This is a genomic window from Microcystis sp. LE19-131.1A, from assembly GCF_027532015.1.
Classification (GTDB): domain Bacteria; phylum Cyanobacteriota; class Cyanobacteriia; order Cyanobacteriales; family Microcystaceae; genus Microcystis; species Microcystis ichthyoblabe_A.
This window is the reverse complement of the sequence record NZ_JAPZSS010000267.1, coordinates 13,224-29,343: the sequence shown is the minus strand read 5'-3', so window position 1 is coordinate 29,343 and position 16,120 is coordinate 13,224. Positions and strand designations below refer to the sequence as shown.

At 42.0% G+C, this 16,120-nt stretch carries 18 protein-coding genes; 13 read left to right on the top strand and 5 right to left on the bottom strand.

Annotated features, from left to right (window positions below; genetic code table 11):
* The coding region (locus O9323_RS18970; protein ID WP_288125582.1) for a tetratricopeptide repeat protein at positions 1-267 on the top strand (267 nt) is incomplete at its 5' end.
* 138 nt (positions 268-405) lie between these two features.
* Here O9323_RS18970 and O9323_RS18965 read toward each other — a convergent pair.
* Together O9323_RS18965 and O9323_RS18960 are read right to left on the bottom strand one after the other, a co-directional pair.
* Positions 406-996: a PAP/fibrillin family protein gene (locus tag O9323_RS18965; RefSeq protein ID WP_002747500.1), complete on the bottom strand. Its 591-nt coding sequence runs from the start codon at positions 994-996 to the stop codon at positions 406-408.
* 179 nt (positions 997-1,175) lie between these two features.
* The gene (locus O9323_RS18960; protein WP_002755725.1) at positions 1,176-1,739 is read right to left on the bottom strand and encodes a bilin-binding protein; all 564 of its coding nucleotides are present in this window, start codon (positions 1,737-1,739) and stop codon (positions 1,176-1,178) included.
* Positions 1,740-1,888: 149 nt separating this feature from the next.
* Here O9323_RS18960 and rseP point away from each other — a divergent pair, with 149 nt between their 5' ends.
* From rseP to O9323_RS18945, 3 genes are all read left to right on the top strand, one after another.
* Positions 1,889-2,980, top strand: a complete 1,092-nt coding sequence (gene rseP, locus O9323_RS18955; protein WP_288125581.1) for an RIP metalloprotease RseP — start codon at positions 1,889-1,891, stop codon at positions 2,978-2,980.
* Positions 2,980-3,636 carry an endonuclease III gene (nth, locus tag O9323_RS18950; RefSeq protein WP_043997297.1) on the top strand — a complete coding sequence of 219 codons (657 nt, stop codon included), beginning with the start codon at positions 2,980-2,982 and terminating at the stop codon, positions 3,634-3,636. The genes rseP and nth overlap by 1 nt, the downstream gene beginning before the upstream one ends.
* 89 nt (positions 3,637-3,725) lie before the next feature.
* Entirely contained in the window at positions 3,726-4,337 is a 612-nt protein-coding gene (locus O9323_RS18945; protein WP_288125580.1) for a rhomboid family intramembrane serine protease, read from the top strand.
* Here O9323_RS18945 and O9323_RS18940 read toward each other — a convergent pair.
* Positions 4,334-4,660, bottom strand: a complete 327-nt coding sequence (locus tag O9323_RS18940; protein ID WP_002735315.1) for a hypothetical protein — start codon at positions 4,658-4,660, stop codon at positions 4,334-4,336. The two genes, O9323_RS18945 and O9323_RS18940, sit on opposite strands and share 4 nt — an antisense overlap.
* A 160-nt stretch (positions 4,661-4,820) precedes the next feature.
* Here O9323_RS18940 and O9323_RS18935 point away from each other — a divergent pair, with 160 nt between their 5' ends.
* A complete protein-coding gene (locus O9323_RS18935; RefSeq protein WP_004160047.1) occupies positions 4,821-5,363 on the top strand; it encodes an NADPH-dependent FMN reductase in 543 nt (180 codons plus the stop codon).
* Here O9323_RS18935 and folB read toward each other — a convergent pair.
* Positions 5,350-5,706: a dihydroneopterin aldolase gene (folB, locus tag O9323_RS18930; protein ID WP_002735328.1), complete on the bottom strand. Its 357-nt coding sequence runs from the start codon at positions 5,704-5,706 to the stop codon at positions 5,350-5,352. The two genes, O9323_RS18935 and folB, sit on opposite strands and share 14 nt — an antisense overlap.
* Positions 5,707-5,873: 167 nt before the next feature.
* Here folB and O9323_RS18925 point away from each other — a divergent pair, with 167 nt between their 5' ends.
* From O9323_RS18925 to O9323_RS18905, 5 genes are read left to right on the top strand one after another with little or no spacing between them, the layout of a single operon-like run.
* The gene (locus O9323_RS18925; protein WP_043998661.1) at positions 5,874-6,794 is read left to right on the top strand and encodes a glycosyltransferase family 2 protein; all 921 of its coding nucleotides are present in this window, start codon (positions 5,874-5,876) and stop codon (positions 6,792-6,794) included.
* A gap of 14 nt (positions 6,795-6,808) precedes the next feature.
* Positions 6,809-7,768, top strand: coding sequence for a GDP-mannose 4,6-dehydratase (locus tag O9323_RS18920; RefSeq protein WP_149106560.1), 960 nt, complete (start codon positions 6,809-6,811; stop codon positions 7,766-7,768).
* A 2-nt stretch (positions 7,769-7,770) separates the two neighbouring features.
* Positions 7,771-8,580 (top strand): glycosyltransferase, encoded by an 810-nt coding sequence (locus tag O9323_RS18915; RefSeq protein WP_002755748.1) that lies wholly within the window; start codon positions 7,771-7,773, stop codon positions 8,578-8,580.
* Between the two features lie 29 nt (positions 8,581-8,609).
* Complete coding sequence (locus O9323_RS18910; RefSeq protein WP_002755750.1) at positions 8,610-9,587, top strand: glycosyltransferase family 2 protein; 978 nt, start codon at positions 8,610-8,612, stop codon at positions 9,585-9,587.
* 33 nt (positions 9,588-9,620) lie between these two features.
* Positions 9,621-10,175, top strand: a complete 555-nt coding sequence (locus O9323_RS18905) for a phycobiliprotein lyase (RefSeq protein ID WP_002755752.1) — start codon at positions 9,621-9,623, stop codon at positions 10,173-10,175.
* A 143-nt stretch (positions 10,176-10,318) separates the two neighbouring features.
* Here the strand turns inward: O9323_RS18905 and metK are convergent, their stop codons facing one another.
* The gene (gene metK, locus O9323_RS18900) at positions 10,319-11,569 is read right to left on the bottom strand and encodes a methionine adenosyltransferase (RefSeq protein ID WP_024969368.1); all 1,251 of its coding nucleotides are present in this window, start codon (positions 11,567-11,569) and stop codon (positions 10,319-10,321) included.
* A 325-nt stretch (positions 11,570-11,894) separates the two neighbouring features.
* Between metK and pcrA the strand changes: the two genes are divergently transcribed.
* The 3 genes from pcrA to O9323_RS18885 all read left to right on the top strand — a co-directional run bounded on the left by pcrA (position 11,895) and on the right by O9323_RS18885 (position 16,095).
* The gene (gene pcrA / locus O9323_RS18895; RefSeq protein ID WP_004160028.1) at positions 11,895-14,216 is read left to right on the top strand and encodes a DNA helicase PcrA; all 2,322 of its coding nucleotides are present in this window, start codon (positions 11,895-11,897) and stop codon (positions 14,214-14,216) included.
* Between the two features lie 377 nt (positions 14,217-14,593).
* Positions 14,594-15,025 carry a CAAD domain-containing protein gene (locus O9323_RS18890; RefSeq protein WP_002755759.1) on the top strand — a complete coding sequence of 144 codons (432 nt, stop codon included), beginning with the start codon at positions 14,594-14,596 and terminating at the stop codon, positions 15,023-15,025.
* Between the two features lie 782 nt (positions 15,026-15,807).
* Positions 15,808-16,095: a shikimate dehydrogenase gene (locus O9323_RS18885; protein ID WP_288125583.1), complete on the top strand. Its 288-nt coding sequence runs from the start codon at positions 15,808-15,810 to the stop codon at positions 16,093-16,095.
* The last annotated feature ends 25 nt before the right edge of the window (positions 16,096-16,120 follow it).

The window sequence follows — 16,120 nt, the reverse complement described above, 5'->3', positions numbered from 1 at the left end:
TCCTACAATAATTTAGGCGCTGTTTACGATTCCCTAGGAGAATACCAAAAAGCGATCGAGTTTTATCAACAGTCCTTAGCAATCACACGGGAAATCGGTGATCGGGGGGGTGAAGCGTCTTCTTGGTTTAATCTGGGACTTACCTACTATAAACTCGATCGTATATCGGAAGCGAAAGAAGCATATCTTCAAGCGCGGGAATTATATCAAGCATTGGGGTTAGCAGTATATGTTCAAAAGTGCGATCAGGCAATTCGGAGATTATAATTAACCAGTTGCGATCGAGTAAAAATTTGTTGCTTACCCCTTGACTTTTGCTTGTTTTAATGATAGAAATTAGCGGACTTGATTGCTTATAAGTGGCAGCTAGACACAATTGACTCCTGACTCCTGACATATCTTAAGTTAGGTTTTTTCCTTAGCCAGAATAAAGACGCTGCCCTCGCTGCCGCGGCCGATGCGGAGATCTTCATCGAGATAGGTGATATCGAGCCAACCTTTTTGTTCGCGATTATTGAAGGAAAAATCGAGGGGAGGAAATTTTTTGCCACTTTCGATCGCGTCGATAAATTCTTGGGGAGAATGATAATTGAGAAAACGTTGCAGACCGAGGATCGAGCGCTCAAATTTGACCATGACCCGACGCTCGGATGTGGGTTCAAAGGTAGCGGCGACGATCACTGCTCCTTCTAACCAAGGTACGCCCGTAATTTCAGCAATATTATAGAGTTTGGCCTTGTTCAGGTCAAGATATTGATAAATTTGCCCCAATTGAAAAAAAGGTAGGCGATCTAGTCCCAGAATGTCGCGGCTGCTGGTGAATAGTAAACGCCAATTGCCCCCTAATAGTTGTTTAACTTCGAGGGGATGAGGATGGGGATTGTGGTCCTCCAATTGTTCGATCGCCGCTAAAATCCGCACGCGGTCGCTTTCCGTGGCCAGGAGTCCGCGATTTCTACCAGCGATCAATTCTAGTAATTTCGCTTTGGCATCCATAGAATCTCCCTCATTTTATAAAGTACCTCGACCCGCCAGGCACTCGATCGAGGTTTTTGGTGGACCGAAGAGGCCTACCCGCGCCGATGATTTCATGGGTTCAACGGAGTTTTAACCTCGGTGAGCGGCATTTTTAACTGTTGGCTTCACCATTTTAACACGGATTAAATGCCTCGGTTTTAAAACTTTTTCATAACCGCAATTAAGTGATCAAAATAGGGAGTAATTGCGGTTTTTTCTGAGTCGCTAAAATAATCTAAACTGTATTGTTTTAAGGCTTCTAACCCCAAAATCATCGCCCCTAATGGTACTTGCAATTCTTGGTAAAGAAGACGCATATTTTCCAATCCCTCGGCGCTGGTGTAGGGAATCTGCTGTCCGGCGACACCGTAGGTAATACAGCGTAAAAAGTTCCAGAAATCACGCCAACAAGCTTCGGCACGGTGGGGTGGATGAAGATCGCCTCCAGGTTGAAAAATGGTGGGAAATTGGTTTAATACAGTCTGACGAGCGTTATCGACGATGCTATTAGCATTATCCCGCAGTTTTCGAGCTTGCTGACTAGAAACCAGTAAATCAGGCTCTAAATTGACGATAGTATCTAAATCACTATCATCGAGATAGCGAGTTTGATCATCCGCTTGTTGCCAAATAGCGATCGCTGCTTGCTGATAGGGCCAATTAGCGAAACTGATGATTTTCGCTTTTGGGATTAATTGCTGGGCGCGCTCACTCAAAGGCATCGATCGCTCTCCGTTGGGTCAGATTAGGCGGTTAAGATCACTTTTAGCATAAATGATCGAAAAATTAGCGATAACTAAAGATTTTTTGCAATCTGCTTGGGAGGATCGCTTACAATAAACAAAAGCTAAGTCATTATATTTTGATCATCATGTCAGTTTTAATAGCGATCGGTGTCCTTGCCCTATTAATTGTCGTTCACGAATTAGGTCATTTTGCCGCTGCTCGTTGGCAATCTATCCATGTTAGTCGCTTTTCCATCGGTTTTGGTCCAGCTTTAGCTAAATATCAAGGTAAAGAAACAGAATACGCCCTCCGCGCCATTCCTTTAGGGGGTTACGTTGGTTTTCCCGATGACGATCCCGATAGTCAAATTCCTAATAACGATCCTGATTTATTACGAAATCGTCCTGTTTTCGATCGAGCTATCGTCATTAGTGCCGGGGTAATTGCTAATTTAATTTTTGCCTATTTTTTGCTTGTTACCCAAGTCGCTACGGTGGGTTTTCCCCAAATTAACTATCAAGAAGGGGTAATTATTCCAGAGGTTTTCACCTCGGAAAATTCCGTCGCTGAACAAGCGGGAATACAAGCAGGGGATATTGTCCTCGCTATCAATGATCAGCCCCTTGGTGCTTCTCAGAATGCCATTATTGACTTCCGTGACATTATTCAATCTTCCCCCGATCAACCCCTAAAATTAACCATCAAACGCCCCACAGAAACTCTCGATTTAATCGTTACTCCGGAATTGGGAAGTGATGGTCAGGGTAAAATTGGGGTGAGATTGGCTCCTAACGGTGAAGAAACTCGACTGAAAGCCGATAGTTTTGGTCAAGCTTTTAGCTTGGGTGCGGGTGAATTTCAACGATTAACCCTATTAACCGTGAAAGGTTTTGGGCAGTTAGTTAGTAACTTTAAAGACAGTGTTCAACAGGTAGCAGGACCGGTTAAAATTGTCGAATATGGAGCAGCAATCGCTCGTAATGATGCGGGTAATCTTTTTCAATTTGCCGCCCTAATTAGTATTAACTTAGCGGTGATTAATATTCTGCCTTTACCTGCTCTTGATGGTGGTCAGTTGGTATTTTTATTAATCGAGGCTTTAGTAGGTAAACCTCTCCCAACTAAACTGCAAGATAACATCATGCAAACAGGTCTAGTTTTACTCTTAGGATTAGGAGTTTTCTTAATCGTGCGCGACACGGCTAACCTAGCAGTTTTTCAGGATTTATTCCAGTGATGGCCCCTCGAAAAAAAACTAAGCTTCAACTGCGCGCCCTAGAGATTTTAAGCAACTTAAAGCGATTATATCCAGAGGCAACCTGTAGCTTAAATTATCAAACTCCCGTGCAGTTATTGGTGGCAGTTATTCTCTCGGCACAATGCACTGATGAGCGTGTAAATAAGGTAACTCCTGCTTTATTCGCCCGTTTTCCCGATGCTAAATCCTTAGCTTTTGCCGAGCGAGAGGAGTTAGAAACCCTGATTCGTTCCACGGGATTCTATCGCAATAAAGCTAAAAATATTCAGGGTGCTTGTCAAAAAATCCTCAAGGATTTTCAGGGGGAAGTACCCAAGACAATGGCGGAATTATTAACTTTACCCGGGGTAGCTAGAAAAACCGCTAATGTGGTACTTGCTCACGCTTACGCGATTATTGAGGGGGTGACAGTAGATACCCACGTTAAGCGCTTAAGTAATCGTTTGGGTTTAACTACTAATAACGATCCGGTGAAAATTGAACGGGATTTAATGGCTTTACTACCTCAACCGGATTGGGAAACTTTTTCTATTAGTATTATTTACCACGGCCGGGCGGTTTGTAAAGCAAGAAATCCCGCTTGTTTTTCCTGTCAATTAGCCCCTCTTTGTCCCGCAGCAAACAGTAAACAGTAAACTGATAACTCACACCTGATAACTGGTAACTGAATCACTGATAACTGATAACTGATAACTGATAACTGATAACTGATCTGGGGGCTATAATGGGAAAAAATAGCTCATCCATCAATCTTATGAGTCAAGGATCACGGCAAGAAATAAAAACCCAAGCAATAATCCTCGCTACCTTTGTGGCGATTTTTTGGCTGTTAGAGATTTTAGATAAATTTGTTTTTCGGGGCAGTTTAAACAATTTCGGGATTATGCCCCATCAAGTCATCGGATTGCGGGGTATTCTGTTCGCACCTTTCCTACACGGTAACTTTCCCCATCTTATTGCTAATACGGTTCCTTTCCTGATTCTCGGTTGGTTGGTGATGTTACAGGAAACCAGCGACTTTTTTATTGTGACTGGGTTAACTATGCTGGTGGGGGGGTTAGGAGTCTGGTTATTTGCTGCTCCGGGATACATCCATATCGGGGCAAGTATCTTGATTTTTGGCTATTTAGGTTTTTTATTACTGCGGGGCTATTTCCAGAGAAATATTCCTTCTATACTCTTGTCAATTCTAGTCTTTTTACTCTACGGTGGCGCAATTTGGGGCGTTTTGCCTTCTTCCCGTCCGGGGATTTCTTGGCAAGGACATTTATTTGGCTTTCTAGGCGGGGTTTTAGCCGCCAAATTAATCGCCACCGAAAAGAAACATTATTCCTAAATGGGGGAACCTTCTATCTCGCTACATACTTCGTAAAAATCGGTGACAGGCGGTTTTGCAAATAGAGGAGCCATGGATTTCAGCAATAATTCATGGTCTTCGCTTTTATTTGCCTCCATATCATCGATTTTATCCCAGATGATTACGGCAATTCCTTCATCGGTTCCGGGTTTTTGCAACAGAAAAGCCCCCTGGAATCCCGTAGAATAGGTGGAAACGGCTTTTTCGTAGAGTTTTTGGGCCTCGGAAAAACACCCCGGTTTAAATTCACCAATAGCCACATAGGCATATTTATGTTTGAGAAAATCGAGAAATTCTGGCATGGCAATGAGGGGAAATGGAATAAATCTTTCTTTCTATTCTCATTAAAACTTAGATCGATCGCTCTCCCCGCCCCATCGACATATTTTTTTAACTAAGCTTCCCCAATTGTCTCTTTTTTTGTTAGCTTATATGTAGTCGTTATGAGTTTGTATAAGTTCTATGATCAAAATCGTTGGTATTAATGGCAGTTTACGCCCCGGATCCTATAGTGCGATGGCGTTAGAAGTTGCTATCAGTCGAGTAGGGGCGTTAGGAGTAGAAACGGAGATAATTGACCTGAGAAAACTCTCTTTACCCTTCTGTAACGGGGGAGATGACTATTCTGACTATCCCGATGTGGCCAAAATGCAGCAAACGGTTAAATCGGCAGCGGGGTTAATTTTGGCGACACCGGAATATCATGGCAGTGTCAGTGGTGTGATGAAGAATGCCTTAGATTTAATGAGTTTTGAGGAGTTATCGGGAAAGGTTGCCGGGTTAATCAGTGTTTTAGGCGGCCAATCCAATAGTAACGCCCTCAATGATTTAAGAATCATTCTCCGTTGGGTTCATGCTTGGGTAATTCCCGAACAAATTAGCTTAGGACAAGCGTGGAAAGTCTTCAACGAAGAAGGAAAAATCCTTGACGAGAAGCTTTCCCAACGTTTTGACGCTTTTGCTGAAAGTTTAGTCGATAATACGCGTAAACTCAAAGGGATCTAGTAATATCGATGGTGATTTTACCGGTGAAATGGGGAATTGGGGCGGCGGGTTTCGATAATTGTACTCTTACCTGTCGCACTCGATCGAGTTGTAGAATATCCTCAGCGATGACTGTGGCCAATTTTTCCACTAGGGCAAATTTGCCGGTTTCAATCTGGTGTTTGACAATTTCGATCGCCTGTCGATAATCTAGGGTATCTTCAATTGCGTCACTTTTGCCAGCAATGCTGATATCAACTTCGAGGGATAAATCTACCTCAAACCATTGACCTAAAACCTGTTCTTCGGCCAGATATCCTGTGTAACCGTAGGCACGAATTCCTGTAACGTGAATAGTATCCATAGATAGTTAAATTAAAAAACTGGTAGCGTTGGTCACAAATTGACGAGAAACTCTATAAGTAAAAAGCAATCTCGGAGTCTCGGAGTCTCGGAGTCTCCTCAAGCATTTTTACATTTTTGCAAAGGAATGTTAAGTTTTAGGGTATTGAATGAGTAACCTTGATAGCCATGGCTCCTAAAATAGCAGGGATTATCTGTACCCACAACCGCGATCACTACCTAGAAGGAGCGATCGATAGTCTTTTGGCGCAAACCTGCCCAGATTGTGAGATTTTAGTGGTTGATAACGCATCTACCGATAAAACCCGTCAAGTGGCCGAGTCGCGTCTGGGAGATGGGCGGCTAAAATATGTTTACGAACCTATTTTAGGGCTATCTACCGCCAGAAATCGCGGAGCGAAGGAAACTAGAGCGCCGATTTTAGCTTATTTGGATGACGATGCGATCGCTAGTCCTCAATGGTTGCAAATTCTGTTAAATGCCTACGAAAATAACGAAAAACTGGCAGTAGCAGGGGGAAAAGTCACTCTTATTTGGCCGCAAGGCTACAGTCAACCCAATTGGTTATCCGATCAGTTAGCAGGGGGTTTAGGGGCTTTCGATTTGGGCGACAATGTGGTATGTATCAGCCAAGCGAATTTAACTCCGCGAGGGGTTAATTACTCAATTCGGCGAGATTTCTTGGGGAAGATTGGCGGTTTTGACCCTAATTTGGGAAGAATTGGCAAAAAACTTCTCTCTAACGAAGAATTATACACTACAGAACTGGCACTGGCCCAGGGATGGCAAGTGGGCTATTTTCCTGCAGCATTGGTGGAACACAATGTGGCTCCAGAAAGAATCAATCGTCAATGGTTTATGAGTCGCAGTTGGTGGCAAGGCATCAGCGAACACTACCGGGAAGAAGTGGCAGGAAGGACGGGATTGGCTCAATTTGGGCGAGGAGGTGAGCGTTTGGTGAGAGGATTGGTTAAATCTGTCAAATTTATCAATGATCCTGCTAAAAGCTTTGATAATCTGCTCTATGCCTATGGACAAATCGGTTATTTAAGCGAAGCCACCAAGGCCATGTTAACCCCTCAAAAGTAAATTATTGTAAATAAATGGGTAAAAAAGCCTTAATTTGTGGTATATCGGGGCAGGATGGAGCCTACCTAGCCGAATTACTGTTAAAAGCAGGCTATACGGTTTCTGGCACCTCCCGGGATGCTCAGATGTCCTCTTTTAGTAACCTGAAACGTTTGGGAATCAAGGAACAGGTAAAACTAGAATCAATGTCACTGAATGACTTTCGCAGTGTCCTACAGGTGTTAATTAAAATTCAGCCGGATGAGGTCTATAATTTGGCTGGACAAAGTTCTGTGGGTTTATCTTTTGAGCAGCCGGTGGAAACCTTAGAAAGTATTGCCACCGGAACCTTAAATCTTTTAGAAGCAATTCGATTTACCGGAGCAAAAATTAAATTATATAATGCCGGATCGAGTGAATGTTTCGGGAATATCGGCGATAATTCTGCCGATGAAAATACCCCTTTTCGTCCTCGCAGTCCCTACGCTGTGGCCAAATCGGCGGCTTTTTGGGAAGTGGCTAATTATCGAGAAGCCTACGGAATTTTTGCCTGTTCAGGCATACTTTTTAATCATGAATCTCCCCTGCGTCCCGAGCGCTTTGTCACCCAAAAAATTATCGCTGCCGTGGCTAGAATTGCCCAGGGAAGTACCGAGACTTTACACTTAGGAAATATGGATATTCAAAGGGATTGGGGTTGGGCGCCAGAGTACGTTGAAGCGATGTATTTAATGCTGCAACAGGAGCAACCCGATGATTACGTCATTGCCACAGGAGAAAGTTCAAAACTGGAGGATTTTGTCGCCACAGCTTTTGCTACTGTTGGTTTAAATTGGCAAGATCATGTAATTTCCGATCAAAGTTTATTAAGACCAACAGATTTAGCCATTAGTCGCGGTAATCCCCTCAAAGCTAAGGAAAAATTAGGTTGGCAAGCACGATACAAAATGACCGATATTGTCCGCATGATGGTGGAAAATCGTTTAGAGAAATAGCTATGAATATCTTAATGATTAGTTCCACCTTTCCCTATCCATCTCGCAAAGGAGGAACTCAGGGCAGAACTTTTAATTTACTCAAGTATCTAGGCAAAAATCATGATATTACTGTCATCGTTCAGTCTAATGCTGATGTTAGGGATGAGGAGGTAGAAAAGTTAGGTAAATTTGTTAGTGAATTGGTAGTTTTTACCCGTCCTCGATATGCCAAAACTGGAATAATTGCTAAACTCCAAAGATTAGCTCAATTCCTGCAACAAGAGATGCAAAACTGGATAGATAGGGCAGTTAAGAGTCAAAAATTCTCAGTAATTCCCAGTAAACATAGTGTTAATGAAATTTATATTAGTCCCCAAGGACAACTTACTTACCCCGATACTACTTTAACTCTAGTCGGTGGTAATCCATCCCTAGAAGTGCAAGAATTAACTAAGTTAAAAGGAGTAATTGTAACGGGACGAGTACCATCAATGACCACCTATCTTCATCAGGCAACTATGGCAGTTATTCCCCTAAGAACAGGTTTTGAAATTTATTCCAAAACCCTAGAATCTATGGCTGCAGGGGTGCTGGTGGTGGCCAGCGATCGAGGTTTAGAAGGATTAACAGTGGCAGTAAATAATGTTCCTTTAGCAGCCTTAATGGCTAATAGTATTGAGCAATATTGTACGGCGATTAGCAGTCTTTTTGAATCGGCAGAGTTGCGAGAAAAATTATCTAGAAATGCTCGCAAATTAATCGAATATAACTATACTTGGCAGCAAGCAGCAGGTAAGTACGAACAAGTTTTGAATGCTGACATTTGTTAGGTAATTTCTCTAGTTTTTTGTCAATTAATATGCTATCAAATCAAATACCAGTGAGAATATCTGTTGTTGTCCCTCTGTATAACGAAGAAGAAAATATCGATGCTCTCTTTCGGCGACTTTTAGCGGTTTTAGAGGCACTAAATACCAGTTATGAGGTCATTTGCGTTAATGATGGTAGTCGTGACAATACTCTCAAAAATCTCGTGGAATATCATCAACTTTACCCACAAATTAAAGTGGTTAATTTATCGCGTAATTTTGGTAAAGATATCGCCATGTCAGCAGGAATTGATTACAGTCAAGGAATGGCAGTTATTCCTATTGATGCTGATTTACAAGATCCGCCAGAATTAATTGCCGAAATGATCGAAAAATGGCACGAGGGTTATGATGTGGTTTATGCTTCCCGTCGGGTTAGAATTGGCGAAAGTTGGTTTAAACGTTTCAGCGCAGAAGGTTTCTATCAAGTCATAAATAAATTAAGTCGGGTTTCTATTCCTCCTAATACTGGAGATTTCCGTTTAATTGATCGCCGAGTGGTAGAATCAATTAAAAAGATGCCCGAACGTCAAAGATTTATGAAAGGAATATTTGCTTGGGTGGGATATAAACAGACATCAATTTTATTTGATCGAGAACCCCGGTATCAAGGACAAACTAAATGGAATTACTGGAAATTATGGAATTTTGCCATTGATGGTATTACTTCTTTTAGTTTTTTACCTCTGAAAGTCTGGACTTATGTAGGATTGATCATTGCACTTGTTAGTCTTGTTTATGCTAGTTTTTTAATCCTCAGAACTATTATCTTCGGAATCGATGTACCCGGATACGCTTCTCTGATGGTTGCTGTCTTATTTTTAGGAGGAATTCAATTACTCACCCTTGGTATTATTGGCGAATATATTGGCAGGGTTTATGAGGAAGTAAAGGGTAGGCCACTTTATCTGGTTCGAGATTGTTATGGTTTTGAAAATAGGGAACAAATTAGTGATAAAATAACTTAAAATTAAGATACTGACAAGAGGAGAATTAAATCTATGAATACCGAAGTTTTTCAGCAATTTTTTGCCTATTGTGTCGGTAGTTGGCAAACTGAAAGAACCTATCATTATCTAGCTGCTCAAGAAGTGGAACGTTCCCGCACTGAATTTCTCATCCAACCCCTCACCAGGGAGATTAAACAGAAAGTTCTGACAGATAATCACTATGCTGATATTGCTGATTTAGAAACTATCCCCGGGTTTAATTTAGGTTTCTATACCATCTCGGAAAAAGGGGAAGAAGTACGACAAAATCTTAATCTTTTATTTGTGGTTAAAGCAGAAAATAATGGTTATTTAGAAGGGGATTATCTTCGTGATCGCGCCTACGAAGAAGCAAGACCAATTATCTCCGCTTTTCGCTTTGATTCCACCACCAGAGAGTTATTAATGACCACCAATTATACTCGCAGTGTTTCCGTGGATTCAATTACTTTAATTAATCCAGACCTGCGAATTCGCAAAATTATTAACTATCAACGTCCCCAGGAGGGGGAACCCTTAGAAAAAGTTCTCTTGGTCGGTTTTGGAGTTGAGTGTAAAGTCAGTTAAAAAAAATATTTCTTTTCCCCCCCCCTTGATTCTCCAGTCAAGGGGAGATTTTATCAAGATTTTGTCCTTTACATCAAAAAAGGAATAAGGAATAGAGCCTTAAACTCTACTCCTCAATCAAAAATTGCAGTTAATTTCTAACCCTATACTACCACAGAAGTCAAAGCTTCTTTGAGGATAGCGGCTTTATCGGTCTTTTCCCAGGGTAAATCGAGATCATTGCGACCAAAATGACCATAAGCGGCCACATCTTGGTAAAAACGATCGCCTCTTTCACTGGGTAAACCGCGCAGATTAAAGGTTTGGATAATACCGGCCGGACGAAGTTCAAAGTATTTATTGATTAAGTCCAGAATCACATCATCAGCGACTTTGCCAGTGCCAAAGGTTTCCACGAAGAGACTCACCGGACGAGCTACCCCAATCGCATAACCCACTTGAATCTCGCACTTATCGGCCAAACCAGCAGCGACGATATTTTTGGCCACATAACGGCAAGCATAGGCCGCAGAGCGATCGACTTTGGTAGGATCCTTACCGGAGAAAGCGCCGCCACCGTGACGAGAATAGCCACCGTAGGTATCGACGATAATTTTCCGTCCCGTTAATCCCGCGTCGCCTTGGGGTCCACCAATGACGAATTTTCCGGTGGGATTAACCAGATAACGGGTGTTGGCATCGGGTTTAATCTCTAAATCGCTGAAAACTGGCTCTACTACCGCTTTCCAGAGATCACTTTTAATCTTTTGTTGGACGAGATCATTATCAGTGATATCGCCGATAGTAGCATCGTGTTGGGTAGAAACAAGGATAGTATCGATACCCACGGGACGACCATTTTCATAAATGACCGATACTTGCGTTTTACCGTCGGGACGCAGATAGGACAGTTCACCGGTTTTTCTGACTGCCGCTAGACGGCGAGCGATGCGGTGGGCTAAACTAATCGGTAAGGGCATAAATTCGGGGGTTTCATTGCAAGCGAAACCGAAGACAATACCCTGGTCTCCCGCACCAATTTTATCGAGTTCATCATTGCTGAGAAGTTCGCGATTTTCCTGAGCAGCCGTGACCCCCTGGGAAATATCGGGAGATTGTTCGTCTAGAGCGACTAAAACGGTGCAACTATTCGAGGAAAATCCGTTATCGGCGTTGATATAGCCAATTTCAGCGATTTTCTTGCGAACTAAATCGACGAAATGAACCTGTGCTTTCGAGGTGATTTCACCAGTAATCAAGACTAACCCTGTATTGACAACCACTTCAGCCGCTACACGGCTGTGGTCATCTTGGGATAACAGAGCATCGAGAATGGTATCAGAAATCTGGTCACAAATTTTATCGGGATGTCCCTCTGTAACCGATTCGGAGGTGAACAAATAACGTTTAGACAAGTGATGTCCCTCACATGATAGTACATTTGAACGCAAAAAGATTCCAAGAAATCTTTGATAATACAGTGTAACAGGGAATTTGTAGAGATCGAATATTTTCAATAAGAAACCGCCCGAACATTGTCCGGACGGAGTGTGGTGTGAGGAGTGAACGGAAACTTTCGTCTCCGCTAATTCCATTGTAGAGGACAACTTAGAATCTTGAACGACTTGAAACAAACTGGCCCAAAAAATTTTTATCTCTCGAAGGGGTTGACTAATGAGCGATACCTGTCTCGATGATGTAGCCTGAGTAATAGAGGTCGCAGAGCTATATGCCAAGATTATGACAGTCACAGCCGATTATTTAGAACAACTCAATCCTTCTCAGCGCATTGCTGTGGAGCATTTTTGCGGCCCCTTGTTGGTGGTTGCTGGAGCAGGATCGGGAAAAACTAGCGCTTTAACCTATCGTATCGCCCATTTGATCCGTCATCACGGGGTCGATCCGGAAAATATTCTCGCGGTCACTTTTACCAATAAGGCGGCCCGGGAAATGAAAACGAGAATTGAAAAAACTTTTGCTCAACAAAAAGCACAGGAAAAATACGGTCAAAGATTAGAACTTTTGGAAGAATACGAACAGAAAAAACTCTTTTCTCAAGTTTATCGGAATTATACTAAAAAACTCTGGATCGGGACTTTTCACAGTCTTTGCGGTCGAATTTTGCGCTATGACATTAATAAATATCAGGATGAATATGGTCATAGTTGGCAAAGGAATTTCTCAATTATGGACGAATCTGATGCCCAGAGTTTGGTAAAAAATATCGTCACTAAACAAATGAATTTAGACGATAAAAAATTTGACGCTCGCAATCTACGTTATGCGATTAGTAATGCCAAAAATTTAGGTTTAACACCCACAGATTACGCCAGAGAAAACCCTCATTTTCGGGGAAAGGTCATTTCTGAGGTTTATCAGGCTTATCAGATGCAATTGGCACAAAATAACGCCCTAGATTTTGATGATTTGATACTGGTTCCAGTCCGTCTTTTTCAGCAAAATGAATCTATTCTCGGTTATTGGCACACGCAATTTAAGCATATTTTAGTCGATGAATACCAGGATACTAACCGGATTCAGTACGAGTTAATTAGGCTTTTGTCCACCAATGGTGAAACGAAAAAAAGTGAGTGGAATTGGACGGATCGATCGATTTTTGTGGTGGGTGATGCCGACCAATCTATCTATAGTTTTCGGATGGCGGATTTTACTATTCTGCTCAATTTTCAAGCGGACTTTGGCGATGGTTTACCCGATGATGATACTCGCACGATGGTGAAATTACAGGAAAACTATCGTTCACGGGAGAATATTCTACAAGCGGCTAATAAATTAATTGAAAAGAATAGTCAAAGAATCGATAAAGTCCTTGTTCCCACTAGAGAAGGGGGCGAGATTATCTATGTTTTTAAAGCCAGGGATGAACAGGAAGAAGCGGCTTTTGTTATCGATAAAATTCGAGAATTTACCCAAGAAAATCCCGAATTAAATTGGGGTAGTTTTGCCATTCTCTACCGAATTAACGCCCAATCTCGTCCCTTTGAAGATGGGTTAATTCGCAATAATATTCCCTATAATATTGTCGGGGGATTTAAATTTTATGATCGACAGGAGATTAAAGATGCGATCGCTTATTTACGAGTGATTGCCAATCCTGCTGATACCGTTAGTTTACTGAGAATTATTAACACTCCCCGACGCGGTATCGGTAAAACCACAATCGATAATTTGCTCAAAGCTGCCCAAGAATTAGGAGTACCTTTATGGGAAATTATCAGCGATGAAACTTCCGTTAATACTCTCGCCGGTCGTGGGACTAAAAGCATCAATAAATTAGCTAAAATTATCCAAAACCTGCAAGAAAAAATCACCGATTTATCCGCTAGTGAAATCCTAGACCAAATCATGGAAAATTCGGGATATATTGATGAATTAAAACAGCAGGGAACCGAGGAAGCTGATACCCGGATCGAGAATATTCAAGAATTGTATAGCGCTGTGGTACAATTCCAAGAGGAAAACGAAGAAACCAATCTCCAGGAATTTCTCGCTAGTGCTAGTTTAGCCTCGGATTTAGATAATCTTCAGGAAGGTCAAGAAAAAGTCTCGTTAATGACCCTTCATTCGGCCAAAGGTTTAGAGTTTCCTGTCGTCTTTTTAGTCGGTTTAGAACAGGGCATTTTTCCCCATAATCGTAGTTTAAACGATCCCATTGCCCTTGAGGAAGAACGCCGTTTGTGTTATGTGGGGGTGACTCGGGCCAAGGAACAATTATTTTTAACCTACGCAAAAGAAAGATACGTCTGGGGGAATAAAGAGATGAAGGTAGCTTCCCAATTTTTGCAGGAATTGCCCCCAGAATTGCTCACAAGCAACCTGAAACCGAAAAAGACCCCAAAAGTGGTTCCTATGGAAAAAACTGTCTCTGATCAAAGAAAATGGCAGGTAGGCGATCGAGTGTTACACTCTACTTTTGGAGAAGGAGAAGTGACCCATATCCTCGGTACGGGCAAAAAAATGAGTCTAGCGGTCAAATTTTCGGGTTTAGGTCAGAAAATCATCGATCCTCGCACCGCACCCATGCAACTTATCCAGGAATAGGTAATCATCTGTAGGGTGGGTTAGGCGAAAAATAAGTTATAATCTCACTAAAAATTGAGTATTCGCCGTAACCCACCGGCTTTTTACTACCTATTTCCTCACTGATAACTGATTACTGTTCACTGATAACTGACATCCCCCCGATTCCTCAACTCCGATCGCTACCTGCTGTTAAAATAGAGAATTGCGGTCAGACTAACGATAAAATTGAGAAGCTAAATCCTTGATTCTTAATAGTTGTTGAGAAACTTTCCGCCTACTATCGCAATTATCCGATAATATGGGCAACAGCGAGTTAGTCTATTCAGTCTGTTAAAATTGACCCCCGTTGGTCGTATTCGCGCACTGTCTAACCTTTATGATGAGGATCAGTTAATATGGAATCAATGCAACCCACCGAAACACAAAATCCGATTAGAACAGATTTACCCGGGTCTCTGAGCAAACCCAGCAGCAGCACCGAACAGATTTGGTCTGAATATGTAGAACCAGTGTGGGATTCGGTAATGTCCTATCTGGCTAATGTCCCCGATTATATCGGTAGTTTCTTCTCTGGATACAAAAAACCTTTAATCGTTCTGGGGGCAATTTTAGCGAGTTTTGTCACCGTGAAAGTTACCCTAGCGGTTTTAGATGCGATCGATGATATTCCCCTCCTTGCTCCTATCCTACAATTAGTTGGGATCGTTTACACTGGTTGGTTTGTCTGGCGCTATCTGCTCAAAGATGAAAATCGTCGCGAGTTATTAGCCGAAATTGATGCACTAAAAGCGCAAGTTTTTGGCAGTCACAATAACACTTTATCTTAAATGTCGGGGTGAAGACCCTCGGTTTTACCGACGGGATGAAACCCCGACCAGTATAGAAACAGCGAAGCACAACTAAAACTCTGCTGTTTTAAGATAATTTGTGCTAAAGTGAAAGCAAGCGGAAAGTCAGATGTGTAGTCGTGGCACGCGAACTGACCGTTGTAAAAAGGCTAGTGTCACCAACTCAAAAAGGTTGACCCAATACCTCACTGCCCTCTAACAAAAAATATGGCATAGGTGGGAGATAAAAATAATCAAATAGGGTAGGGCATACCCGAATTTAAGCTTGGGGAGTAGTCCACAAGAGTGCTTGCCTTATAGGTGTAGTCGGACTAGACATGAAAATGTAAGACCAAAATTAGCATTGCTAGTAGAGGCAAGATTCAGCCCAAGAATCCCTCGGTTTTACCGATGGGAGTGTCAAAGAATCAAGCATAGATAACCAAGGAGTTGAGCGGAAACACTCAACTCTTTTGTTTTTGCACAAGAGCTTATACTATAGCGTTTTTCAGTCTAGTGAGGTACAAAAGTTATGGGTTTTAGGCAAAAGGCAAGAGGCAAAAAGCAATAGGGAGAATAAATAATCAGTTTTTAATAGCCCGATTTAGTATTAGCCACTTTCTCAGGAAATTCAGTTACTTTTGCTTTGATCTATTGATTATTAGTCGAAATATCCACCAACGCTGGGGGCAGTGGGTTTTTCTTTGTTATAAGAGAGAGGAAACGGCAACGATTATCAGCCTACAATAGTACTAGGCGATCGAATGTTCCCCAAAATTCAGATGAGTCAATCCCCCGTCACCGATTCCCTAGAAATTATCCTGACAAATATCACGGAAAAATTAGACTCTTTACAGAAAGATTTCACCGATCTAAAAGTAGATATGGCCGAGGTGAAAACCGAACTCAAAATTATTGATAGGCGATTGGAAAAAGTAGAGGGAACACAGGACGCTTTAATTAAGGATGTATCCGACCTTAAGGGAGCAAAATCGTTGATTATTCCCGTGGTAGTGGCAGTATTAACCAGTATTCTGACTCTGCTGGTGCGATCGATCCCAAATCCTTAAAGGATTTTTCTGGGAACGGCGATCG